Here is a 23,863-nt window from a genome sequence, read left to right on the forward strand (position 1 = left end):
TTCAGACCCCAGCTACACCGTGGATTGTGATGAGCCGCCAACACCGCGATCAGCAATCCCAGGCCCACGGGCAGCACCAGCGTGCCCACCACCCAGATCACGGTGTTGAGCATCGACTGCACAATGTTGGGATCATCGAACAGCTCCGCGTATTTCGCGACCCCGACGAGCTCCGGATCCCCCAGGCCGTTGAACTCTGTGAGGGACAGGTACGCCGTGTAGAGGAACGGTGCGTACAGCAGCACGCCACACAGGATCAGCGCCGGGGCGAGGAAGCCCGCGGCGGTCACCTGTTCCTGTCGCGCTCGGGCACCGGGCCCGCCCTTTCTGGCGGGCGCCGGGCCCGCAGTCGTCGCCTCGGGTGTGTCGGTGGCGGTACTCATGGCGCCTCCCTTCGCTTCCGTGGGGCAGAGAGCGGTGCGGCCGGCCGGTCGACCGGCCGCACCGCCCATCCTCAGCCCTGCTCCGCCCAGTAGGTCTCGGCCTCGGCCTGCAGGGCCTCCTGCATGCCCCGCGGATCATCGGCGTTGGTGACGAAGGCCCCGAACAGCTCGGTCGAGAGCTGGTAGACCGGCTGCGGGCTGCCCTCGAGATACCGGGGCAGGATCAGCGTGTCCGCCGCGTTGTCGCCGGTGACGGAGGCGACGAGCGCCTTGAGTTCGGGGTCGGCGAGTTCGACGTTGGGGTTGAAGCTCACGTCACCGCGGCTCTGCGACCACGCGGTCTGGGCCTCGGTGGTGAGCCACCACGCCGAGTACGCGAGGGCGGCGTCCTCGTTCTCGGAACCGGCGCCCACACACAGGGGCCCGGTCTCCAGGACCATGGGTTGGACGTCGGTGGCCGGGTTGAGGTTCGGGAACAGGAAGATTCCGTAATCCTCACCAGAGACCGCGTCGATGGCGTCGAGCTGGCCGGTGAAGAAGGTGCCGAAGTAGGCCATGGCCACCTCCCCGTTCATCAGCATCGCCTGGGGGTCACCCGTGACACCGGGATCGATGAAGTCACCGCGCTGGATCATCTCCTGCCACTTGTCGACGGCGACGTTCACGTCCTCGTCGGTGTAGCTGGCCGAGCCGTCGAGCAGGCCCTGGTAGGTCTCCGGGTTCTGGCCGGCAAGCAGCGCCTGGAAGTAGACGAACTCGAAGATGATGTTCATCTGGTGCAACGGTGCGACGCCGGCGTCGCGCAGCGTCTGCATGACGGTCTCCATCTCGGCCCACGTGGTCGGGGGCTGCAGGCCGTGCTCGGCGAAGACGGCCTTGTTGTAGTACACCGCCCAGTAGGCGACGTTCAGCGGCACGCAGTACTGCTTGCCGTCAAAGGTGTACTGGTCCTTCAGCCCCTCGGGCACCAGGCCGTCGGCCTCGGCCTCCGCCCAGATGTCGGAGGTCTCGGCCACCAGGCCCTGTTCCACCAGCTCACCGAGACTGCCGCCGGTGTGCCAGGTGAACAGGTCGGGCCGGTCGTTGGTGCGGAACGCCTGGCGGATGTAGGTGTCGTAGGCCACCGGATCGGAGTAGCCCGTGAACTCCAACTGGATGTCCCCGCTCGCGGCGTTCATCTCGTCGAACGACGGCTCCCAGGCCGCCTTGTCGGTGAAGAAGTTGACCGTGCCCGACGCCGCCGGGGCGTCCGCCCCGCCGTCGGTGGGATCGGTGGAGGGCTGGCTGCCCCCACCCCCACACGCGGCCAGGATCAGGGCGCTCGAGAGCGCGAGTGCGGTGAGTGCCTTCTTGATTGACATCGTTGTTCCTCTCCAGGGTCAGCCGTTGCGGCGGCCGTCAGGGTCGTCCACCGTGACGGTCCAGAATCGGGGGCGGTAGATCGTGACGTCGTCGAAGATGTGGTTGTTGTCGAACGTGTTGACGTTGTAGCTGATCAGCAACCTGCCGTCGTCGCTGAACTGCGGATGCACGTGGGAGTTGTAGGTCCAGATGTTCGGATCCCCGTAGGAGCCCCACGGCCCGGTCTCGGGGGTCTGGAGCAGGGGGGTCCTGTTCACGAACGGCCCGGTGGGGCTGCACGCGGTGTACGCCACCACCTGGTTGGAGAACACCACCTCGGTGTCGTGCGTGACGAGGAGGTAACCGTCCCGGAACGGGGTCACCGAGTACTCGTTGGCGACGTGGTCGAGGATCGGCGCGGACTGGGAGGAGTCCTTGGTCCACGTCGATCCGTTCCAGAACTCCCACCTGTCGACCCTCGAGAGGTCCTGGCCGCGCACCCGGGCGACATGCGCCTGTTTGAGCGCCCCTTGGTCGTCGACTCCGTAGAGATAGGTGACGCCGTGGTCGCGTTGGTACCAGGACGTCCACTGCACGTCGTTGTCGACGTCGAGGTCGGTCACCTTCTCGACCTGCCAGGTGCGGGTGTTGAGCGTTCCGATCGCCGAGTGGTCCCACGCCCAGTCCCACAGACCCGGGCCGGAGCGGTTGTAGCGGTTGAGACCGATGTACAGGTTCCTGCCGCTGGGCTCGACGTAGCCGGCACCCAGCCAGAACCACGAGTCGGCAGCGGGCGGCCCGAAGATCGCCTCACGCTCCTGCTCCGTCCCGCCGGTGACGGTGTCGTGGAGCTGGCCCCCCTTCTCCAGGACGATGGAGTTGTTGATGATGCCCATCGTGGCCATGTCGACCGTGCCGTCGACCACGGTGCCGAGCACCGTGTCGGAGAAGAGCCACGCGGTGGTGCCTCTCTTCAACTCGACCGAGTAGGTGGAGTCGGCACCGATCCATGCGCCCGAGGTGTCGCCGTACGCGGCGAACTGCTCGGTGCGGGCGTCCGGCTGCGCCCCCGTGACGATGAGCGGCTGCGTGGCGAGCGAGCACGTGCCCGCCCCCGCTCCCGGCTGTGCGGCCGCCGGGGTCGCAACGGTCAGCGAGCCCACGCCGACCAGGGCCAACACGCCGAGGCCGGCCGCTGCCCTGACAGTGGGTGTTCGTCGGTTCTTCATGGTTGCATCACCTCAGTGTGATCACGGGCCACCGCGGCACCGGCTTGGTAACGATACCATGTACGACGGCCGCCGGGCCGAGCGAGTCCGAATTGTTATCCAAGCCGTAGGATGTGCGCCATGGAGCAGGGGGCGGACATCGCCCGGGCCAGGAAGCCCACCCTCAAAGACGTCGCCAACATGGCCGGGGTCTCGCCGATGACCGCCTCGCGGGTGATCGGCGACAAGGGGGGCGTCTCCGCCGAGATGACCCGCAAGGTGCACGCAGCAGCCAAGAAGTTGGGCTATGCGCGCAACGAGGCCGCCCGGTTGATGCGGCCGGGCCAGCGCTCCGGCCTGCTCGGGGTGATCGTGACCAACATCGACAATCCCTACTACGCCCAAGTGCTCCTCGGGGTCGAGGCGGCGGCGAAGGATGCCGGTCGGCAGATCATCACCGGCTTTTCCCACAACGACCCCCGCCTCGAGGCGGAGCTGGTGCGCGACCTCTCGGCCCGCCAGATCGAGGGGCTGATCGTCGTCCCCGCCAGGGCAGACGCCCCACACCTGGCTGCGGCAGCCAAGGCGGGGATGCCCATCGCGCTCGCCTCGCGGTCGATCAACCATGGACGCGTCGACACAGTCCTGGTTGACGACATCGGCGCGGTGCGCACCGAGGTGGGCAAGCTGCTTGACGAAGGCAGGCACCCCATCGCATTCCTCGGCGGCGAGCCCACGATCACCACCGCGGCCCGGCGTTACGCCGGTTTCGTCCAGGCCCACACCGACGCAGGGGTCGAGGTCGACCAGCGCTACGTCAGGCAGATGCCGAGCGAGCCCGCCGCGGTGGTCCGGGTCACCCGGGAGCTGCTGGCGATGGACGAGCCCCCCGCGGCCTTCTTCACGGCCAACAATCGCTTCAGCATCAACGTCCTGCGCGTGCTCCTCGACCCGCACGCGCGGTGGACGCCGCACAGCACCGCCCCCCGACTGGTGGGCTTCGACACGTTCGAGTTGGCCGATCTCGTGCCTTACCCGCTGACGCTCATCGAGCACGATGCCCAGGCGCTCGGCCGCCTCGCCGCCGAATTGACGCTCCGCCGGATCAACAGCGCCGAGCGCACTCCACCCATCACGATGACGATGCCGTCCGTGGGCGTGGTGCACGGCCTGCAACCCAATTCATCCTGACCCTCGCCACGTAGCGCTGAAGTTGGTATCGTTACCAGACGCAGGAGCAACAAAGGAGTTCCCGGTGCGCAGCGATCAGCCCAACTACGACGTCGATCCCACGATTCTCCAACCCCCCGGCACCCCCGTGTGGGTGGCCGACGAGGCGTGGCGGGAGCTGGCCCGCGCCGCAGCTCGGCTGGATCGCGCCGTCGTCGTCGTGGACTGTTACCCCGGCGTCGACGAGCAGGCGGTGAAGGCCAGCCTCGAGCGCGACTTCGACGTCGTGGTGAGTGTGCCCGACGAGGCGGCCAGGCCGACCGAGGAGATCGATGCCCTGGTGGCCGCCAACCTTGGCGACGACCGCGTCTTCGGCTACATCACCCAGTTCAATGTCGCCGATCTCTACGACGAGGCGCGCCTGGCCGAGCTGCGCCGCCGGGTGCACGAGCGCACGGGCCCGATCGTCCTCATGGGCTGGGGGGCTCGCCTGGCCGCACCGGACGCCGACGTGCTCGTGCTCGCCGACATGCCCCGCTGGGAGCACCAGCTCCGGATGCGCGCCGGCATGCCGAATTGGCGATGCAAGAACGGCGACGAGGACATCCTGCGCAAGTACAAGCGCTCCTTCTTCGTCGAATGGCGCATGGCGGACCGTCACAAGCAACCCCTCCTCGATGCGCTCGACTATCTGCTCGACACCACCATCTCCGCCGACGAGGCCCGGCTGATCACCGGGGACACCTTTCGCTCCGCGCTGGACGCCGCCATCACCCGGCCCTTCCGCGTCGTCCCCTACTTCGACCCCGGAGTCTGGGGCGGCCACTGGATGCAGGAGGTGCTGGGGCTGCCGGGCGATGTGCCCAACTACGCGTGGGGATTCGACTGCGTGCCGGAGGAGAACTCACTCGCGCTCGACATCGACGGCGTCCGGGTCGAGATGCCGTCACAGAACCTGGTGCTGCGCAAACCCATCGAGCTCATGGGCCCCGGGACGTTCGCCCGGTTCGGGGCCGACTTCCCCATCCGCTTCGACTTCCTCGACACGTTCGGGGGTGGCAACCTGTCGCTCCAGGTGCACCCGCTCACCGGGTACATCCAGGAGAAGTTCGGCATGAAGTACACCCAGGACGAGAGCTACTACCTGCTCGACGTGGGTGACGACGGCGGGGTGTACCTCGGGCGGAAACCCGGCGCCGATTTCGACGAGATGTTCGACGAACTCGAGAAGGCGCAGCGCGGCGAGGGCTCCTTCCCCGACGAGCGCTTCATCAACCGGTTCAACGCACGCAAGCACGACCACGTGCTCATCCCCGCCGGCACGGTCCACTGCTCCACCCGCAACACCATGGTGCTGGAGATCTCGGCCACCAGCTACATCTTCACCTTCAAGATGTGGGACTGGGACCGCGTCGGTCTCGACGGCAAGCCTCGGCCCGTTCACCTCGACCACGCCCGCGCCAACGTGCAATGGGATCGGGACACCGACTGGGTGACCAGCAACCTCATCAACCGGATCGATGTGCTGGAGCAGGGCGACGGTTACCGCATCGAGCGCACCGGCCTGCACGAACTGGAGTACATCGAGACGGTGCGGCACTGGTTCTCCGTGCCCACCCTGCGCGACACGCAGTCGACGGTTCACGTTCTCAACCTCGTCGAGGGCCGGGCCGCCGTCGTCGAGAGCCCCACCGGGGCGTTCGAACCGTACGAGGTGCACTACGCCGAGACGTTCATCGTGCCCGCCCACGTGGGCGAGTACACCATCCGTCCGGCCGACGGCGCCGGGGAGTGCGCGACGCTGACCGCCCACGTCCGGGGCACGGAGTTCCCACGATCGGTGAGCGGTGAGGACCTGCGGTTCTCGGGGCGGAGCGCCTCCTGATGCAGCGCGTCCTGGAGGTGGGCGGCACGCACGTGACCTCAGCGTTGGTCGACCCCGAACGAAGCCGGGTGGTGCGCTCGCAGCGGTCCGACCTGGACAGCTCGGCCGACCGCGCGACGCTGCTGACCGGCCTGGTCGCCGCGGCGCGTGGGTTGGGCGGGGACGCGGACGGACTGCCGCTCACCGTCGCCATCCCCGGGCCGTTCGACTACGCGCGTGGTGTCGGCAACTTCGAGGGCGTCGAGAAATTCGGGGCGCTGAAGGATGTGGCGGTGGGCGACCACCTGTCGGCCGAGCTCGGGGTGCCGGTGACGTTCCTGAACGACGTCACCGCCTACGCGATCGGCGAGAACGAGCTGCACGGCCGACCACGGCGGTTCGTGGCGCTGACCCTGGGCACCGGCGTCGGCTCATGCTTCCTCGACAACGGCGAGCCGGTGGACAGCGGCGCCGACGTGCCGCCGCACGGGTGGGTGTACCTGTTGGGGTGGGAGGGTCGGCCGCTGGAGGACACCTTCTCCCGCCGCGCCATCGCTCGCGCCCACGCGGCCGCCACGGGCGAGCACCACGACGTCCGCGCGATCGCCGAGCTCGCCCGTGACGGTGATGACCTGGCCACCGGGGTGCTGACCAGGGCGTACGGGGCCCTGGCCGAGACCATCTCCCCCTGGCTCGTGCGCTTCGGGGCCGACGTGGTGGTGGTGGGCGGTTCGATCGCACAGTCGTGGGACCTGACCACGCGGTGGCTCACCCCGCGGGTCGAGGAGATCGTCCGAGAGGCCGGCGCCGAACCCCCTTACATCGAGCCCGGCTCCGACGGCGAGACCGCCGCCCTCATCGGCGCCGCGCAGTACGGCGAGGGCCACGGCGCGGCCGGGTAGTCCGCGGTGCTCGACGCGCAGCGGCACGACCGTGTCAGCATGGGGGCATGGACGTGCGTGGTGGCCAACACTTGCCGGTCGTGCGGACTGCGCTGGCCGGGCTGGCCCGCCTGAACGCGCGGCACCCGTGGAGCCACAACGATCACTTCCACCCTTGGCTGCTGCGGCGGCTGCCCGAGCCCTGCCGGCTCGCCGTCGATGTCGGCTGCGGCCAGGGTCTGCTCGTCGCGCGACTCGCCGCCCGGGCGGAACGGGTGGTGGGGATCGACGTCGACCCCCACATGCGCGAGGAAGCCTCGCTGCGCTCTCGCGACCTGACCAACGTGACGATCACCGACGCGTGTCTTCCGAACGTGGCCGCCGAGCACGGGGCGGTGGACGCGGTCACGATGGTGGCCGTCCTGCACCATCTCGAGGCCGCGGAGGCGCTCACCCAGGTGCGGGAGGCTTTGGCTCCGGGCGGCAGGTTCCTCGCCGTTGGGTTGGCACCCCCGGTCACGGCGCGCGACGCGGTATGGGAACTCGCCTCAGCGGTGACCAACCCGCTGATCGGGATGGTCAAGCACCCCCGCCCGTCACGCGCGGCTCCCGCGCCGGACGCGTTTCCGGTGGCGGACCCGACCAGGTCCTTCGGCGAGATCAGAACCCCGCTCGACGCGGTGATGCCCGGCGCCAGACTGCAGCACCGGCTCGGCTTCCGGCACACGATCGCGTGGACGAAACCGCGCTGACCCGTCGGGCCGGGGGCGCTCAGCGCTGCCCGAGGTCGTCCGCCCCGAAGGCCTGCGGCAGCACCTCGGCCATGCCCACCATGCCGCGCGGTGTCTCCACGACCAGGTCGGCTCCCCCGTGCTCCCACAACAACTGTCGACACCGGCCGCACGGCATGATGACCTCACCGGCGCCGTTGCAGCACGTGAACGCCATGAGGCGTCCGCCGCCGCCGTTCACCAGGTCCGACACCAGCCCGCACTCGGCGCACAGCGTGACGCCGTAGCCGGCGTTCTCCACGTTGCAGCCCGAGACGATCCGCCCGTCGGACGCCAGCGCCGCGGCCCCCACCCGGTACCCCGAGTAGGGCGCATAGGCCCGCGCGGCGGCCGACCGCGCGGCCGCGCGGAGGACGTCCCAGTCGATGCCGCTCAACCCATCATCCCGTGTAGGGCACGCCGTCGGCCTTCGGCGCCCGCGAGCGCCCGATGAGGCCGGCCACGGCGATGATCGTCGCGAGGTAGGGCAGCATCAGCAGGAACTGGCTGGGCATGGGCGTCTGCAGCGTCTGGAGCTGGGAGGCCAGCTGGGTGACGAAACCGAAGAACACCGCCATGAGCGCCGCCCGCACGGGGTGCCAACGGCCCATGATCAGCGCGGCGAGCGCGATGAAGCCGTTGCCGACCGTGATGTCCTTGATGAAGCTGACGCTCGACCCGATGGTGAAGAACGAGCCACCGAGCCCGGCGAAGACACCCCCCGCGAGCACCGCCTGCCAGCGCACGGCCCGCACGTTGATGCCGACGGTGTCGGCGGCCTCGGGGTGCTCGCCGACCGAGCGCACCCGCAGGCCCCAGCGGGTCCGGTAGAGCAGGAACCAGACCACCGGCACGCTCACGAACGCGAGGTACACCAGGATCGTCTGGTTGAACAGCACCGGCCCGATGAGCGGGATGTCGCTCAGCAGCGGGATCTCCAGCCGCGAGATGGGCGGCACCCGGTTCAGCTCGGTGGAGTTGGGCTGCACGAGCTGGTCGAACACGAAGCCGGTGAGGCCGGACGCGAAGAGGTTCAGCACGACGCCGAGCACCACCTGGTCCACCAAGTACTTGATCGAGAACAGCGCCAGCATCGCCCCCATGAGCACGCCGGCGATGACGCCGGCCACCAGCGCGGCGGTGATCGAGCGGGTCACCGACCCCACCGTCGCCGCCGTGAACGCGGCGGTGAGGAACTGGCCCTCGATCGCCACGTTGACCACGCCGGCGTTCTCGCACAGCACGCCGCACAGGGCGCCGAGGACGAGCGGTGTCGCCAGCGCGATGGTGCCGGCGAGCTGGTTCTGCACCGGGAACGAGAACGGACGCCCCGCGGCGGCCCAGGTGACGAAGCCGAGCACGATCGCCGCGGCGGCGATGGTGGCGGCGGACGCCTTCGCCCGCCCCCACAACCGGCCTGAGACGAAGCCCGCCCCGGCCAGCAGGGTCAGGAGGGCGCAGACGAGCACCACGGGCAGCCCGGGCAGCGCCACGGTGGGGAGCTGCACGGCGGCGAAGGCGTCCGACAGGGCGTAGCTCGCATCGCCGCTTGTGCCGAAGCCGAGCCAGGCCATGAGCGCGCCGAGCACGAGCATGAGCGCCCCGGTCGAGAGCCGGGCACGCCGCGCTGCGGCGGACTCGGTGCGGTCGAGCTCGAGGGGGACGTCGAGCGTTGTGGGATGCGTGGTGGTCATGCCTCACCTCCGACGAGGGCGGGGCGCCGGGGGGCACGCACCTTCGGGATCAGGGCGCTCACGATGGCCGGCGCCGCCACGAACAACACGATCAGCGCCTGGAGCACGGTGGACAGGGTGAGCGGGGTCTGCGCGAGGCTCTGCATGGCGAGGCCACCGGAGTGGAGGCCGCCGAACAGCAGCCCGGCCAGGACGGTGCCCACCGGTCGGCTGCGCCCCAGCAGGGCGACGGTGAGGGCGTCGAATCCGACCGACCCCACCAGCCCGAGGGAGAGGGGGGTGGCCACCGCGTTCGCCCCCGGCCCCAGCGCGTACATGACGCCGGCCAGCCCGGCCAGGGCCCCCGAGATGGCCATGGTGACCATCGTCGTGCCGGCCACGTTCATGCCCGCGGTGGCGGCGGCGCTCGCGTTCGAGCCCACCGCACGGATGGCGAAGCCGATCGTCGAGCGCTCCATGAGCCACCACACGATCGCCGCAGCGACCAGCGCCACGAGGAAGCCGACGTGGAGCTGGCCGTAGATGACCGGGAACGCCGCGCTCGGCTGGATCGGCGGGGCCAGCGGGTCGATGCGGCCGGGCCGCAGGAACGCCGGGGTGAGCAGCAGCCAGGCCAGCGAGCTGGCGGCGATGAAGTTCATCATGATGGTGACGATGACCTCGTGGGCGCCCGTCTTGGCCTTGATCAGGCCGACGATGCCGCCCCACACCGCGCCGAAGAGCACACCGGCGACCACGGCCACCAGCAGGTGCACCACCGGCGGCAGCGACCACGCGAAGCCGACGTAGGCCGCCGCGATCGAGCCCCAGATCGCCTGGCCCTGCGCACCGATGTTGAACAGGCCGGCGCGGAACGCGATGCCGACGCCCAGGCCGGCCGCGATCAGCGGGGCCGCCTGCCAGGCCGTGGCGGCGAGCGCCGCGGGCGACCCGACGGCCCCCGCGAGCAGCGCGGAGTAGGCCCCGGCGACCTTCGTCCAGGACGCCCCGAGCGCGAGCTGCGGAGCGGTGAACAGGTAGGCGTACTGGCTGATCACGTCCGGGTCGGACACGATCATCAGCACCGCCCCCACGAGCAGCGCCAGCAGGATCGAGCCGGCCGTGGTCGCCCACCGCCGGCCACGGTCGCGCAGGGCGGCGCGGCGGGCGTCGTCAGCTGGCTCCTCAGCCATGGTTCTCCTCCTTGCCCGGGCGGGGCGCGCCCTGGGCGTCCTCGAGCGGCACGCCCGCCATCATCAGGCCCAGCACCTCGCGGGGCGTGTCGGGGCTCACGATGCCCACGACGCGCCCGCGGTACATGACGAGCACCCGGTCGGCCAGCGCCTCCACCTCGTCGAGCTCGGTGGAGACCAGCAGGACCGCCGTACCCTTGTCCCGCTCGGAGACGATGCGGCGGTGCAGGAACTCGATGGCGCCGACGTCCACGCCCCGCGTCGGCTGGCTCGCGATGAGGACGCTCAGCGGCCGGCTCAGCTCTCGGGCCAGCACCACCTTCTGCTTGTTGCCGCCCGAGAGCGAGCTGATCGGGTCGTGCACCGACTGGGCGCGGATGTCGAACTCCTCCCGCAGCGCCACGGCGTTGCGGTCGATCTCCGCGAGGTCGAGCGCCAGACCGTGCGCGAACGGCGCCTGGTTGGACCGATTGAGCACGAGGTTCTCCGCGATGGTGAAGGGGGCGACGAACCCGTCCGCCTCCCGATCCTCCGGCACGAAGCCCATGCCGGCGTCGATCGTCTGTCGGGGTGTGGCGCGCGTGATGTCGGTGCCGTCGAGCGTGACCGTGCCCTCCAGCGGCGTCACGTTGCCGAGCAGGGCGTCCACGAGTTCGGACTGGCCGTTGCCCTGGACGCCGGCGATGCAGAGGGTCTCACCGGCACGCACGTCGAAGTCGACCCCGTCGACGACGATGCCACCGGCCGTGTTCGCCACCTTGAGGCCGGTCACGACCAGCCGCGGCTCGCCGGGGGCGGCGGCCTCCTTCGCCACCCGCAGGTCGATCGCGCGGCCGACCATCATCTCGGCCAGCTCCGCCTCGGACGCCGTCGGCGCGGCTTGGCCCACGATGCGGCCGCGTCGCATCACGGTGATCCGGTCCGCGACGGCGCGGACCTCGCGGAGCTTGTGGGTGATGAACACGATCGCGCGGCCCTCCGACCGCAGCCGGTCCATCACCGCCATGAGGTCGTCGATCTCCTGCGGTGTCAGCACGGCCGTCGGCTCGTCAAACACGAGGTACTGGGCGTCATTGGCCAACGCCTTGAGGATCTCGACGCGCTGCTGGACGCCGACCGGCAGATCCTCGATGACGGCGTCGGGGTCGACCGGCATCGTGTACCGCTCCCCCAGTTCGCGGACGCGCTGGCGGGCGGCGTCCTTGGCGAGGACGAAGCCGCCCTCGCGCCCCAGCATGAGGTTCTCGGCCACGGTGAACGGGTCGACCAGCATGAAGTGCTGGTGCACCATGCCGATGCCGGCCGCCATGGCCTGGCGCGGGTTGGTGAAGTTCTGGGGCGAGCCGTCGATGACGATCTGGCCCTCGTCGGGTTTGAGCAGCCCGTAGAGGACGTTCATGAGCGTGGACTTGCCCGCCCCGTTCTCACCCAACAGGCAGTGGATCTCCCCTGGGCGCACCTCCAGGTCGACGGAGTCGACGGCGGTGAACGACCCAAAGCGTTTCGTGATGCCGGCCAACTGCAGGCCGCCGGACGTGTGGTTCACACGCGGATCCTTCCATGAACCCACCCGCCGGGGCGAGACACGCGCGGGGAGGCGGCCGTGTCGGCCCGCCTCCCCGCGGTGGAACGCCTCCGATCAGGAGTTGACGGTGATCGTGCCGTCGATGATGTCCTGCTTCAGCTGCTCGATCTCGGCCTTGGTCTCGTCGGAGATCTGATCCTCGAAATCGTGGTACGGCGCCAGGTAGACGCCCTCGTTGTCGAGCGTGCCGACGAACACCTCGTTGTCGAACGAGTCCTCGAACGAGGCGCGGATCGCGTCGGTCACGGCCACGTCCATCGCCTTGCCGACCGACGTCGGGATCACCGAGGCGTACTGCTCCATGGAGAGGTAGCCGTCGGAGTCCACCCACATCGACACGACGTTGCCGCCGGACTCCTGCGCCACCTGGAGACCACCCTCGGACGCCGGCCCGGCCACGGGCAGGATCACGTCGGCACCCTGGGAGACCAGGTTCGTCGCGAGCTGCTTGGCGCCGGCCACGTCGGAGAAGTTGTTGCCGGGGATGAACGCCCCGTCCTGGGTGTCGGAGTTCCAGCCGACCACCTGCACGTCGGTGCCCTTGACCTCGTTGTAGTGCGCGACGCCCTGGGCGTAGCCGTCCATGAAGATCGTGACGGTCGGGTACGGCGCTCCGCCGTAGGTGCCGACCGTGCCGGTCTTGCTCATCGAGGCCGCGAGGTAGCCGGCCAGGAAGGCCGGCTCGGCGGTGTTGAAGGTCAGTCCCTTGACGTTGTCCAGCGGCGCGTCGTAGGCGAAGTCGACGATCGCGTAGTCGATGTCGGGGTTGGCCTCGGCGGATGCCTGGGTCGCGTCACCCAGCGCGAAACCGACGGTGACGATGACGTCGCAGTCGGCGTCCACCATCGACTGCACGTTGCCGGCGTAGCTGGCCGTCGTGTCGGACTGGATCTCGCGGGTCTGGATGCCCAGCTCGGACTTCGCGTCCATCATGCCCTTGTAGGAGGTCTCGTTGAACGACTTGTCGTCGAAGCCGCCCTCGTCGGAGACCATGCAGGCCAAGAAGTCGGACGCCCCGGCGGCCGCGGTGCCGGTGCTCGTCCCGGCCGTCGTGTCGGGCGTGGCGGTGGGCGGCGGGCTGGCGCAGCCGCCCAGCACGAGCGCGGCGGCGAGGCCGGTGCCAATCAGGGTCTTCTTCACAGGTGCCTCCTCGGCAGAACAGGTGGTCGTACACGTGCGTGCGCGGCGGTCACGCGCGTCGTGCGGCGATCGTAGCCCCGGACGCCGGCGCGCCACGCGGCGGGGCGGCCACGCCGCCGCACTTGATACACCTTTGTGACCTGAGCCCGGTCCAGGTCACGACGGGGTCACAGCACCTGCCGCACCAGGGCCTCCGCGGCGTCCACCATGGCGGTGGTCTCCCGCTGCCAGTCCGGCTCCTGGCCGCGGTACGGCCCCGTGGCCAGCGAGATGATGACGGCGGCCGCGCGCAGCCGCAGCTCGACGGGGTCGACCCGGGCGTCGAACACCGGAACCCAGGCCTGCAGGAGTGTGCGGACGCGGGCGGCCTGGGCGGAGCTCATGCGCTGGATGGTCGACAGGTGCGCGATGAGGCAGGCCAGGTCGTCGGCGCGGCGTCCGGGCCCGATGGTGTCGACGTCCAGGATGCCGGCCACCCGCCCCCGGTCCACGTGGATCTGCCCTTCGTGGAAATCCCCGTGGGTGGGTTCGTCCCCCGGCGGCAACGGCGCCAGGCCGGTGCGGATGGCGTCGGCCAGGGCATGCAGCCGGTCGTGCTGCGCGGGCAGCGCCGCGGCCACCATGGCCGTGTAATGATCGACCGCATCCGACCACGGCGGACGCCGCCCGAGCCCCGCCACGGTCGGCGGCATCGCGTCCAGCACCCCGATGAGGTCTTCGGCGGTGCACGGCGCGGCCTCGTCGAACACGGCGCGCGCCAACGGCGTGCCGGGCAGGGCACCGAGCACCAGCAGATGGTCCGGGGTCGTCGCGACGACCGGTGGGGCCGGGACGCCGGCGTCCGCCAGCAGCGCGTGACGCTCCGAGACGTCGGCGAACAACCGCTCGCGCAGCACCTTGACGTAGAACGTGGGGCCGTCGGCCACCCGCGCGCGCAATACGGCGCGTCGGCGCGGACGATAGGCGATCATCTCCAGCTCGAGGGACTCGGGCGGGAGCGGCCCCGCGACCGCGCCGGACCCGGATAGCACCGCCGCCAGCGAGGAGGGGTAGGCGGCGCGCGCCAGACCGGGCAGGTCGGGGTCGTTCGGATAGAGCCAGACGGCCACCTCGCGTTCGCCGTCGGCGAAGATCTCCGCGCGGCTGTCGGCGGCCGTCGGCCCCTGGGCGCGGGCGCTGACGCCCAGCAGCTCGCTGCGCCGGCCCCAGGGCCACGCCACAACGGCCGAGTAGGTGGCGGTTGTCGACTGCCGGGGGTTGGCGTCGATGTGGTCCAGCGCCCAGCTCTCCAAGGTGCCGCCGGCGTGCTCCACCGCGGCGCCCAGCAGCCCGGCCACGGCGTCGGAGGACAACAGCTCGGCGCCGTCGTCGTCAGCCATGCGCCCTCCCCCCGCCCCGGCCGGTTGCCCCCGCGAGGCTACTCCTGGGCGAGCCCCAGGGCCGGCACGCCGTGCCGCGTGAGGCGAAGGCGGGAGGCGCGGCGTCCGTCCAGCTCCGTGACGGTCAGCTCGACGTCCTGCGGCACCGACTCCTCGGTGCCGACGGAGCTGACGACGCCGCGGACGGAGTCACCCGCCTCGGGCAGGCGCCCCAGCGTGGCCATCAGGTACCCCGCCACCGTGTCGTACGGACCGTCGGGCAGCGTCAGCCCATAACGCTCCGCGAACTGCTCCAAGGTGGTGAGGCCATCCAGCTCGTCGGGCACCTCGGCGTCGTCGGGCACCTCCAGGTCGAACTCGTCGGTGATGTCGCCGATGAGTTCCTCCACCAGGTCCTCGATCGTGACGATGCCGGCGGTGCCGCCGTACTCGTCGCGGACGACGACGAGATGGTCGTTGGCCGCCTGCATGATCGAGAGGGCGCGGAGAATCCGCACCGTCTGCGGCAGCGCCGCCACGGGGCGCACCAGCTGGCTGATCGGGGCATTGCGGGCGCTCGGGTCGAGATCGAACAGGTCGCGCACGTGGAGGAAGCCGAGCACGTCGTCGACGTCGCGGCCGATCACCGGGTAGCGGCTGTGGGAGCCGTCGGCCACCTGGCGGGCGGCCTTGTGGGCCGGCATGTCGCCGTCCAGGAAGTCGACCTCCGTCCGCGGCACCATGGCCTCCCGCAAGCTCACCTGACCGGCCGCGAACACCTCGTCCACGATCTGGCGCTCCTCGTCGCCCAACGTGACCGAGCTGCTGACCATCGCGCGCAGCTCCTCGTCCGTGACCTCCTCGCGGGACGCCTTCGGGTCACCACCCAGCAGCCGCACCACGACGTTCGTCGACACGCCGAGGAACCAGATGACCGGTCGGGTGATCGTCGCGATCACGTTCACCAACGGCGCCAGCGCCATGGCGAACGCCTCGGCACGCTGCATCGCCAACCGCTTGGCGCTGAGCTCGCCCACGACGATCGAGACGTACGAGATCGCGATGGTGATGAGCACCAGGGCCACGGCGGACGCGGCAGCCTCGGGCACGCCCCATCCGACGAGGACGGGGGCGAGCTCGCCCGCCAGGGTCGCGCCACCGAACGCGGCCGACAGGAAGCCCGACAGGGTCACGCCGATCTGCACGGCCGAGAGGAAGAGGTTGGGGTCGCCGGCCAGGCTGCCCACCGTCTTGCCGCGCTTGCCGCGCGTGCTCAGGGCACGGACCTGGCTCTCCCGCAAGGACACCAGGGCCATCTCCGCGGCCGCGAACACCCCGCCGATGAGGATGAAGAGCAGGATCAGCACGATGTTGGAGACCGTCGGGTTCACCCCGCCAGCGTATCGGGCTCCTCCGACGCTCCCCACGCTAGGGTGACCCCCATGGTTCCCCCTGCCGCGGTGCGCGTCGTCGCGGTGGTCGTGGCCTGGAACCGGCGCGACCTGTTGGCCCGGACGTTGGACGGCCTCGCGGCCCAGGAGCGCCCCGTCGACGCGGTCGTCGTGATCGACAACGCCTCCACCGACGACTCCGCGGCGCTCGCATCGTCACACCCGGTGGTGAGCGAGGTGCTCACGCTGCCGCGCAACACCGGTGGCGCCGGCGGATTCGCCGCCGGGGTCGCCGTGGCCCTGCAGCGGCACGCCGCCGACCGGGTGTGGCTCATGGACGACGACACCGTGCCGTTGCCCGGCGCGCTCGCGGCGTTGCTGGACGCCTGGGCCGCCCACCCCGGCCCCGTGACGCTCGCCGCCTCGCGCGCCGACTGGCACGACGGCCGGGAGCACCCGATGAACACCCCGCGGGAGCGCTTCGGCCTGACCCGGTCGGCGCGCGCGGCCGCCACGGCGGTGGGCGCGCGGGCCGTGCGGTCGGCGTCGTTCGTGAGCGTGCTGGTGGACGCCGCCGCCGTGCGCACCCACGGTCTGCCCGAGGCGGCCTACTTCCTGTGGAACGACGACTTCGAGTTCACCGCCCGGCTGTTGCGCCGCGGCGTGGGGCTGTACGTGCCGGCGAGCCGCGTCCAGCACCTGACGAAGGTGTTCGGCATGTCGGACGCCGACCCCGGCCCCCGGTTCCGCAACGAAGTGCGCAACAAGGTGTGGCTGTTCACCCGCTCCCCCGCCCTCGGGGTGCGGGACCGGCTGCTCTACGCCGGGTCGACCCTGCGGCGCTGGGCACGCATGCTGGCGCGCTCGGCCGACCGAATCGCCCTCGTGCGCCACGGCTGGGCCGGGCTGCGCGAGGGGGTCGGACGCCCCCCGTCGACGACGGCGGTGCTCGCCGACACGCCGGTGGCCGCCGACGTCGCCGCGATCGAGCGGGGGGCCGGCCGTGCCTGAACCGCCCCTGCCCCCGTTCAGCGTCCTGCTGCCGGTCTACGCCGGCGACGTCGCCGCGCACGTGAACCGGGCCATCGCGTCGGTGTCGGCCGAGCAGACGCTCCGGCCCGCCGAGGTCGTCCTCGTGCGGGACGGCCCGGTGGCCGCCGACATCGCCGCCGTGCTCGCGCGGGCGGCGTCCGGCGAGCTGACCGGCGGGGTGGGCGTCCGCCTGGTCGAACTGCCGACCAACGTGGGCCTGGCCCGCGCCCTGGAGGCGGGCCTGGCGGCCTGCGCCCACGCGATCGTGGCCCGCGCGGACGCCGACGACATCTCGCTGCCGGAACGGTTCGCCACGCAGGTGCCGCTCGTGGCCGGCGGGCTCGACCTCGTCTCGGCGGCGATCGTGGAGTTCACGACCGACGAGCACGAGCGCGGGCTGGTGCGGGCCTGGCCCACCGACCCCGCCGCCATCGCGGCGCTCGCCCGCTTCCAGGACCCGTTCAACCACCCGGCCGTGGTGTACCGACGCGCGGCCGTGGCCGCCGCGGGAGGGTATGAGCACCTCGACAAGCTGGAGGACTACTGGTTGTTCGCGCGCATGATCGCGGCCGGCGCCCGGGTCGGCAACGTCGCCGAGCCGCTGGTGCTCTACCGGATCGGCGCCGGCGCCTACGCCCGCCGCGGCGGCTGGACGCTGCTGCGCTCCGAGCTGGGGTTGCAGGCCCGGATGCTGCGCACCGGGTTCACCACACCGTTCCAGTGCGCGCGCAACGTGGTGGTGCGGGGCGTGTGGCGCTTCGTCCCCACGCAGGTGCGGCGCCCCATCTACGCCGTCGTCACCCGGCTCCGGGGGCGCTGAGCCGCGCCCAGGAGCCTGCCGCTGCGCCTGCCCCTGCGCGGGCGTCCGGGCCGGGGCCTCAGCGGTTGCGCTCGCGCAGGAACGTCACGGCCTCGCGACACGGACCGTCGAAGACGACCCGGCCGGATTCCATGACGATGCCACGCTCGCAGATCTGCTGCACCAGATCGAGGTCGTGGCTCACCACCACCAACGTCTTGCCGCGCGCCACGAGCTCCTTGATGCGGCCGATGCACTTGCGCTGGAACGGCTCGTCGCCGACGGCGAGGATCTCGTCCACCAGGAACACGTCGGGATCGGTGTGCACGGCCACGGCGAAGGCCAGCCGCAGGTACATGCCGGAGGAGTAGAACTTCACCTCGGTGTCGATGAACTCCCCGATCTCGCTGAACGCGAGGATGTCATCGAACCGCGCGTCGATCTCCTCGTGCGTCATGCCGAGGATCGCCCCGTTGAGGTACACGTTGTCGCGCCCCGGCAGGTCGGGGTGGAACCCGGCCCCCACCTCGATCAGGCCGGCGATGCGGCCGCGGACGCCGACGCTGCCCCGGTCCGGTCGCATGACACCCGAGATCAGCTTCAGCGTCGTCGACTTGCCTGAGCCGTTGAGCCCCATGAGGGCGACGGTCTCGCCGTGGTGAATGTCGAAGGTCACGTCGTCGAGCGCGTGGAAGTGGTTCGCCAGGTCGCCCTTGCGCCCCCGCACCAGCCAGACGAGCGCCTCCTTGAGGCTACGGGTGTGCCGCAGGACGAAGTCCTTGCCCACCCCGGACACCCGGACGACCACCTCGCCCGCCGTGCCCTGCGCCCCCCGCGGAGCGTGTTCGTGCACCATCACAGCTCCTGGGCGAAGTTGCCCTCGAAGCGGCGGAACACCACGTCGCCGAGCACGAGGAAGGCGACCGAGATCACCAGCGCCGCCGGCGTCCACACCGAGAACAGGTGCGGCGGGATCTCCCACGTGCCGCCGGAGGTCACGGTCGGGTGCCAGAACCCGTAGTGGAACAGCTCGACGGCCACGGTGAGGGGGTTGAGGAAGTACAGGTTGACGAGCCACGGCGCGGCCTCCCGCACCATCGTCCAGACGTACAGCACCGGGGACGCCCAGGTCGCGACCATGACGAGCAGGTCGACGATGTTCTCCGCGTCGCGGAAGAAGACGTTCGCGGTCGCGAACACCACGCCCAGCCCGAGGGCGAAGATGCCGATGATGAGGAAGCCCGCGAGCACCGCTCCGAGCTCCCACAGGTTCGGCACCCACCCGGTGAAGACGCACGCGACCAGCAGGACGATCACCTGGGGCACGAAGTGGATGAACGCCACCCACAGCGACGATGCCGGGAACAGCTCGCGCGGCAGGTAGATCTTCTTGATCAGGTTGCCGTTGCCCACGATGGAGCGCGCCGCGTTGCCGAACGCCTCGTTGAAGAAGTTCATCGCGATGATGCCGCTGAACAGGTACACCGCGTAGTTCTCCATGCCCTTGTTGAGCCCGAGGAACACGCCCATCGCGACGTAGAACACGCCGAACTGCACGGCCGGCTTGATGTAGCTCCACAGGATGCCGAGCACCGAGCCGCGGTAGCGGACCTGCACCTCCTTGCGCACGATGAGCCGCAGCAGGTACCGGTTCGCGAGAACGTCGAGCAGCCCCCGGCCCTGCCCGGGGGCCGTCAGTTCGGTCGCGGCCACTAGCGGGGGGACGCCGGGGCCGGGTTGCGCGCGAACGTCTCCGCCCAGCTCTCCGGCGACGTGATGCGCGGCAGGGCGTCGCGGTACTCCTTGGCCAGGGCCTCCCACCGGCGCGCGAGCTCGGCGTGCAGCCGCACGCTCTCCCAGGTGAGCGCCCGCACCTGGGCGGGGTCCCGCTGGTGCAGCGAGGCGCCCGTGCCGTCGGCGTTCGTGACGAGTGCGGAGTCGAAGCGCGGCATCCAGTACCACTTACTGTCGGCGTGCCGGATCGCGGCCTCGGGGTAGGTGCGCGACAGCTCCCGGGGCGGCAGGGCGACCTGCCGCACGATGGTGGAGAGCGTCCACGGGATCAGCGCGGGCGTCGACGGCGGTTTTGCCTCCTGCCGCTTGCGCGGTTTGGCTGTGCGGACGGCGGGCAGCGCGCCGATGTCCTGCGACACCTGGGCCTCGACGTACTCCTTCTTCAGGCCGCGCGCCCGGGCCGCGGCCGTCGCGATCTGGTCGTGGAGCCGGTCGGGCCCGGCGAGCACGTCCCGGAGCCCGTCGAGCACGAGGCGTCCGGCGTAGTACTGCATCGAGATCGTGTGCTTGGTCTCCACCATGAGCGACTCGCGCAGCATGCGGCCACCCTTGAGGAAGCCGGAGTGCAGCAGGGCCGCGATCAGCCGGTTGCGCTCATGGAAGTAGGCCTGCCAGTCGACGGCGTCGTCCTTGTCGAACCACGACACGTGCCACACCGCCGAGCCGGGCAGCGTCACCGTCGGGTAGCCGTGCTCGCGGGCCCGCAGGGAGTACTCGGAGTCGTCCCACTTGATGAAGACGGGAAGGGCCAGACCGACCTCCTCCAGCACGACGCGCGGGATCAGGCACATCCACCACCCGTTGTAGTCGGCGTCCCAACGGCGGTGCAGCAGCCGGCGCGAGCGCAGGCCACGCTCGGAGAGATCGAGCTGGCCGAGCCCGTCCGGCGGGCCCCAGCGGAAGGCGTAGGGGTCGATGACCTCGGCGAACGCGTTGAGCAGCGTCCGGTTGTGCAGGTCGAACATGTGGGAGCCCACGATCGACGGCACGCGGCAGAAGTCGGCGAACGTGACCGCGCGCAGGATCGACTCGGGCTCCACCTTGATGTCGTCGTCCAGGGTCATGAAGTAGTCGGCCTTCACGCCGTCCGCGTCGGCCTGGAGCGTCTCGTACATGCCGCGGGCATAGCCGCCCGACCCGCCCATGTTGCCTTGGCGGATCACGCGCAACCGGCCTGCCATCTCCTCCACGGCCGCGGCATAGTCGTCCTCGTCCTCGACGAGTTCGGTGCCCTGGTCGACCACCAGCATCTCGTGCACCACGGACGCCAGCTCCTGCGACGCCGCGATGGCGCGGACGTTGGCCACCGCGTAGTCGGGCCGGTTGAACGTGGTCATGCCGAGGTTGACGGTGCCGACCTTGACGTCGCCGGCCTCCACCAGCCAGGACGCCTCCTCCAGCACGAGGCCGTCCTCGCCGCCCACCAGGTCGAACCAGTACCAGCCGCCGTCGTTGAAGGGCACCAGCGTGAGCTCGAACAGGTGCTCCGCCCCCTTCTCGGCGACCTGCCGGCTGTCGACGCGCTGCACCTGCCCCCGGGCGTTGCTGCGGTACACGATCACCGTGCCGTCGCCGGAGGTGACGACGCGCAGTACCACGGCGGTCACGTCGGTCCACCACCGCCAGTACGACGCGGGGAACGCGTTGAAGTACGAGCCCAGCGATACGTGGCGCCCGCGGCGCACACGCAGCGAGCGGCTCGACAGGTAGTCGTCGGGCCGCGGCTCCTCCTCCGTCGCCGCGGTGGCCGCCCCCGCCGGTGCTCCCCCGACCTCCTGCTCGGGCAGGCGCGGCGGGTCCACGTACAGCGCGGCGGCGTCCACGTCGCCACGCCCGGGGAACACCACCCGCGCGACCTCGCGGAGGGAACGGGCGCCCTCCACCTCGGTGTTCAGGGGGGTGATGTAGGCGACGGACTCGCTCACGCGTCCACCCCTCCGCTCTCGAGCCGGGCCCCTTCGGTGAAGTGGGGCCGCAGCTTGTTGTCCACCATGCTCAGCGCGGAGCCGATGGCCATGTGCATGTCCAGGTACTTGTACGTGCCGAGGCGGCCGCCGAACAGCACGTTCGACTCCGCGCGGGCGAGGTCGCGGTAGGCGAGCAGGCCCGCGCGGTCGGCGTCCGTGTTGATCGGGTAGTACGGCTCGTCGCCCTTGTCGGCGAAGCGGCTGTACTCGCGCATGATGACCGTCGCGTCCTTGGTGTAGGAGCGCTCGGGGTGGAAGTGGCGGAATTCGTGGATGCGCGTGTAGGGCACGTCGGCGTCCGGGTAGTTCATGACGGAGGTGCCCTGGAAGTCCTCGATGGGCAGCACCTCCTCCTCCAGGTCGATGGTGCGCCAGCCGAGCTCGCCGGCCTCGAAGTCGAAGTAGCGGTCGACCGGGCCGGTGTAGACGACCGGAACCTGCCCGGCCGCCGCGCCCTTGCTGTACGGCTGGGCGTCGTCGAAGAAATCGGTGTCGAGCTTCACCTCGATGCGGGGGTGGTCGACCATCCGCTCGAACCAGGCGGTGTAGCCGTCGACCGGCAGCCCCTCCCACGTGTCGTTGAAGTAGCGGTTGTCGTAGTTGTAGCGCACCGGGAGGCGGCTGATGATGGACGCCGGCAGCTGCTCCGGATCCGTCTGCCACTGCTTCGCCGTGTAGTGCATGATGAACGCCTCGTACAGCGGGCGGCCGATCAGCGAGATGCCCTTCTCGACGAAGTTCTCCGGCTCCTTGCCCTCCAACTCGGCGGCCTGCTCGGCGATGAGCTGCCGCGCCTCGGATGGCGAGTACGCCGCGTTGAAGAACTGGTTGATCGTGTGCAGGTTCACCGGCATCGGGTACACGATGCCGTGGTGGTTCGTGTACACCTTGTGCACGTAGTTGGTGAACCCGGTGAACTGGTTCACGTAGTTCCACACCCGCTCGTTGCTCGTGTGGAACAGGTGGGCGCCGTAGCGGTGCACCTCGATCCCCGTCTGCGCCTCCGGCTCGGAGTAGGCGTTGCCGCCGATGTGGTGGCGCCGGTCGATCACGACGACGTTGAGGCCGAGATCGTTCGCGGCCCGCTCGGCGACGGTCAGGCCGAACAGGCCCGACCCGACGACCAGGAGGTCTGCATTCACTTGGGGGATCTCCCATCCATGTCGGCTCCCCGGCGGTGCCACCGAGGCGTCGCGCCCCCTCGGCGCTCCGTCCAGCGTATCGGAGCGGCTACCCGACCGCCGGGGACGCGTGCGGCACGTCGCCGACCGTTGCCCCGGTGCCGATCTATCCTGCCGGCATGCGCATCGCACTCGCCCTCGGCTCCGGCGGCGCCCGGGGGTACGTCCACATCGGCGTCCTGGCAGAGCTCAAGGAGCGCGGACACGCCGTCGCGGCCATCGCCGGGACGTCCATGGGCGCGGTCGTCGGCGGCCTCGAGGCGGTGGGCCGGCTCGACGACTACCGCGCCTGGGTCGAGACCCTGACCGCCCGCGACGTGTGGCTGCTGCTCGACCCGGCGTTCTCCGGCCCGGGCGTGTTCTGGGGCCGCCGTGTGATGGACCGGGTGGCCGACCTGCTCGACGACGCGCTGATCGAGGACCTGCCCATTCCGTTCACGGCCGTGGCCACCGACCTGACCGCCTCCCGCGAGGTGTGGTTCCAGCGCGGCTCGCTCGCCCTGGCCATGCGGGCGTCCATCGGCATCCCCAGCGTGTTCACGCCCGTGATGATGCAGGGCCGGCTGCTGGCCGACGGCGGCATCCTCAACCCCGTGCCCGTGGATCCCCTGCTCGGCACCCCCGCCGACCTGACCGTGGCCGTGTCCCTCTCCGGAGCCCGCGACACCCGCACCAGCCAGCAGCCGGTGAGCGAGTCGGCGGACTCCGAGGGGGTGTTCGGCGAGCTGGCCGGACGCCTGCGGCGCGGCGTCCTGGAGTCCGACCAGGTGCGCGGCGTCCTGGACTGGTGGCAGGGTCGCTTCGCCGGGAGCCACCAGCCGGAGGGGGCGGGCCCCCCGGAGGTCGCGCAGGCGTCGGACGCCGCGCCGTCGGACTTCGACGCGCTGCCGAAGGGGCTGCGCACCACCGACGTGGTGAGCCGGTCATTGGAGACCAGCCAGGCGATGATCACGCGGTTCCGGATGGCGGCCAGCCCGCCCGACGTCCTCGTCGAGTTCGGCATGGACATCGCGAGCCCCTTCGACTTCCATCGGGCCGGGGAGCTCATCGCCCTGGGACGCGAGCGCGCGGCCCGCGCGTTCGACGAGGCAGGCCTGTGACGGGCGTACCCGGGGCCGTTCACGCTAGTTTGG

At 70.7% G+C, this 23,863-nt stretch carries 21 protein-coding genes; 7 read left to right on the forward strand and 14 right to left on the reverse strand.

Annotated elements, in window-relative coordinates:
- The 3 genes from IFY26_RS09905 to IFY26_RS09915 form a co-directional block, all read right to left on the reverse strand.
- Positions 1-383, reverse strand: a 383-nt coding sequence (locus IFY26_RS09905) for a carbohydrate ABC transporter permease (RefSeq protein ID WP_416046571.1), incomplete at its 3' end; no start/stop codon positions are given.
- Positions 384-454: 71 nt separating this feature from the next.
- Positions 455-1,744, reverse strand: a complete 1,290-nt coding sequence (locus tag IFY26_RS09910) for an ABC transporter substrate-binding protein (RefSeq protein WP_232548848.1) — start codon at positions 1,742-1,744, stop codon at positions 455-457.
- An 18-nt stretch (positions 1,745-1,762) separates the two neighbouring features.
- Positions 1,763-2,953: a DUF4185 domain-containing protein gene (locus IFY26_RS09915; RefSeq protein WP_232548849.1), complete on the reverse strand. Its 1,191-nt coding sequence runs from the start codon at positions 2,951-2,953 to the stop codon at positions 1,763-1,765.
- A 120-nt stretch (positions 2,954-3,073) separates the two neighbouring features.
- On the opposite strand from IFY26_RS09915, the gene IFY26_RS09920 reads away from it, so the two are divergent.
- The 4 genes from IFY26_RS09920 to IFY26_RS09935 all read left to right on the forward strand — a co-directional run bounded on the left by IFY26_RS09920 (position 3,074) and on the right by IFY26_RS09935 (position 7,599).
- Entirely contained in the window at positions 3,074-4,123 is a 1,050-nt protein-coding gene (locus tag IFY26_RS09920) for a LacI family DNA-binding transcriptional regulator (protein ID WP_232548850.1), read from the forward strand.
- Positions 4,124-4,187: 64 nt separating this feature from the next.
- A complete protein-coding gene (locus tag IFY26_RS09925) occupies positions 4,188-5,987 on the forward strand; it encodes a class I mannose-6-phosphate isomerase (protein ID WP_232548851.1) in 1,800 nt (599 codons plus the stop codon).
- On the forward strand, positions 5,987-6,868 hold the full coding sequence (locus tag IFY26_RS09930; RefSeq protein WP_232548852.1) for an ROK family protein: 882 nt from the start codon (positions 5,987-5,989) through the stop codon (positions 6,866-6,868). The genes IFY26_RS09925 and IFY26_RS09930 overlap by 1 nt, the downstream gene beginning before the upstream one ends.
- Before the next feature lie 47 nt (positions 6,869-6,915).
- Positions 6,916-7,599, forward strand: a complete 684-nt coding sequence (locus IFY26_RS09935) for a class I SAM-dependent methyltransferase (protein ID WP_232548853.1) — start codon at positions 6,916-6,918, stop codon at positions 7,597-7,599.
- 19 nt (positions 7,600-7,618) lie between these two features.
- Here the strand turns inward: IFY26_RS09935 and IFY26_RS09940 are convergent, their stop codons facing one another.
- The 7 genes from IFY26_RS09940 to IFY26_RS09970 all read right to left on the reverse strand — a co-directional run bounded on the left by IFY26_RS09940 (position 7,619) and on the right by IFY26_RS09970 (position 15,957).
- Positions 7,619-8,014: a cytidine deaminase gene (locus tag IFY26_RS09940; RefSeq protein ID WP_269779367.1), complete on the reverse strand. Its 396-nt coding sequence runs from the start codon at positions 8,012-8,014 to the stop codon at positions 7,619-7,621.
- A gap of 4 nt (positions 8,015-8,018) precedes the next feature.
- Positions 8,019-9,311 carry an ABC transporter permease gene (locus IFY26_RS09945; protein WP_332836179.1) on the reverse strand — a complete coding sequence of 431 codons (1,293 nt, stop codon included), beginning with the start codon at positions 9,309-9,311 and terminating at the stop codon, positions 8,019-8,021.
- Positions 9,308-10,483, reverse strand: a complete 1,176-nt coding sequence (locus IFY26_RS09950) for an ABC transporter permease (protein ID WP_232548854.1) — start codon at positions 10,481-10,483, stop codon at positions 9,308-9,310. The genes IFY26_RS09945 and IFY26_RS09950 overlap by 4 nt, the downstream gene beginning before the upstream one ends.
- Entirely contained in the window at positions 10,476-12,029 is a 1,554-nt protein-coding gene (locus IFY26_RS09955; RefSeq protein WP_232548855.1) for an ABC transporter ATP-binding protein, read from the reverse strand. Before IFY26_RS09955 ends, IFY26_RS09950 begins: the two co-directional genes overlap by 8 nt.
- Positions 12,030-12,122: 93 nt before the next feature.
- Positions 12,123-13,208: a BMP family lipoprotein gene (locus IFY26_RS09960; protein WP_232548856.1), complete on the reverse strand. Its 1,086-nt coding sequence runs from the start codon at positions 13,206-13,208 to the stop codon at positions 12,123-12,125.
- 167 nt (positions 13,209-13,375) lie between these two features.
- Positions 13,376-14,587: an aminoglycoside phosphotransferase family protein gene (locus IFY26_RS09965; RefSeq protein WP_232548857.1), complete on the reverse strand. Its 1,212-nt coding sequence runs from the start codon at positions 14,585-14,587 to the stop codon at positions 13,376-13,378.
- A 38-nt stretch (positions 14,588-14,625) separates the two neighbouring features.
- The gene (locus IFY26_RS09970) at positions 14,626-15,957 is read right to left on the reverse strand and encodes a hemolysin family protein (RefSeq protein ID WP_332836180.1); all 1,332 of its coding nucleotides are present in this window, start codon (positions 15,955-15,957) and stop codon (positions 14,626-14,628) included.
- Between the two features lie 51 nt (positions 15,958-16,008).
- Between IFY26_RS09970 and IFY26_RS09975 the strand changes: the two genes are divergently transcribed.
- Positions 16,009-16,968 carry a glycosyltransferase gene (locus IFY26_RS09975; RefSeq protein WP_232548858.1) on the forward strand — a complete coding sequence of 320 codons (960 nt, stop codon included), beginning with the start codon at positions 16,009-16,011 and terminating at the stop codon, positions 16,966-16,968.
- Entirely contained in the window at positions 16,961-17,809 is an 849-nt protein-coding gene (locus IFY26_RS09980) for a glycosyltransferase (RefSeq protein ID WP_232548859.1), read from the forward strand. Before IFY26_RS09975 ends, IFY26_RS09980 begins: the two co-directional genes overlap by 8 nt.
- A 58-nt stretch (positions 17,810-17,867) precedes the next feature.
- Here the strand turns inward: IFY26_RS09980 and IFY26_RS09985 are convergent, their stop codons facing one another.
- The 4 genes from IFY26_RS09985 to glf are packed head-to-tail and all read right to left on the reverse strand — an operon-like array spanning position 17,868 to position 22,691.
- Positions 17,868-18,644: an ABC transporter ATP-binding protein gene (locus IFY26_RS09985; protein WP_232548860.1), complete on the reverse strand. Its 777-nt coding sequence runs from the start codon at positions 18,642-18,644 to the stop codon at positions 17,868-17,870.
- On the reverse strand, positions 18,644-19,501 hold the full coding sequence (locus IFY26_RS09990) for an ABC transporter permease (protein ID WP_232548861.1): 858 nt from the start codon (positions 19,499-19,501) through the stop codon (positions 18,644-18,646). Before IFY26_RS09990 ends, IFY26_RS09985 begins: the two co-directional genes overlap by 1 nt.
- Positions 19,501-21,507, reverse strand: a complete 2,007-nt coding sequence (locus IFY26_RS09995; RefSeq protein ID WP_232548862.1) for a glycosyltransferase — start codon at positions 21,505-21,507, stop codon at positions 19,501-19,503. The genes IFY26_RS09990 and IFY26_RS09995 overlap by 1 nt, the downstream gene beginning before the upstream one ends.
- Positions 21,504-22,691: a UDP-galactopyranose mutase gene (glf, locus tag IFY26_RS10000; protein WP_232548863.1), complete on the reverse strand. Its 1,188-nt coding sequence runs from the start codon at positions 22,689-22,691 to the stop codon at positions 21,504-21,506. The genes IFY26_RS09995 and glf overlap by 4 nt, the downstream gene beginning before the upstream one ends.
- A 158-nt stretch (positions 22,692-22,849) precedes the next feature.
- Here glf and IFY26_RS10005 point away from each other — a divergent pair, with 158 nt between their 5' ends.
- Complete coding sequence (locus IFY26_RS10005) at positions 22,850-23,830, forward strand: patatin-like phospholipase family protein (RefSeq protein WP_232548864.1); 981 nt, start codon at positions 22,850-22,852, stop codon at positions 23,828-23,830.
- Positions 23,831-23,863: the final 33 nt, after the last annotated feature.

The sequence above is a fragment of the Propioniciclava soli genome (genome assembly GCF_014858005.1).
Taxonomy (GTDB): Bacteria; Actinomycetota; Actinomycetes; order Propionibacteriales; family Propionibacteriaceae; genus Propioniciclava; species Propioniciclava soli.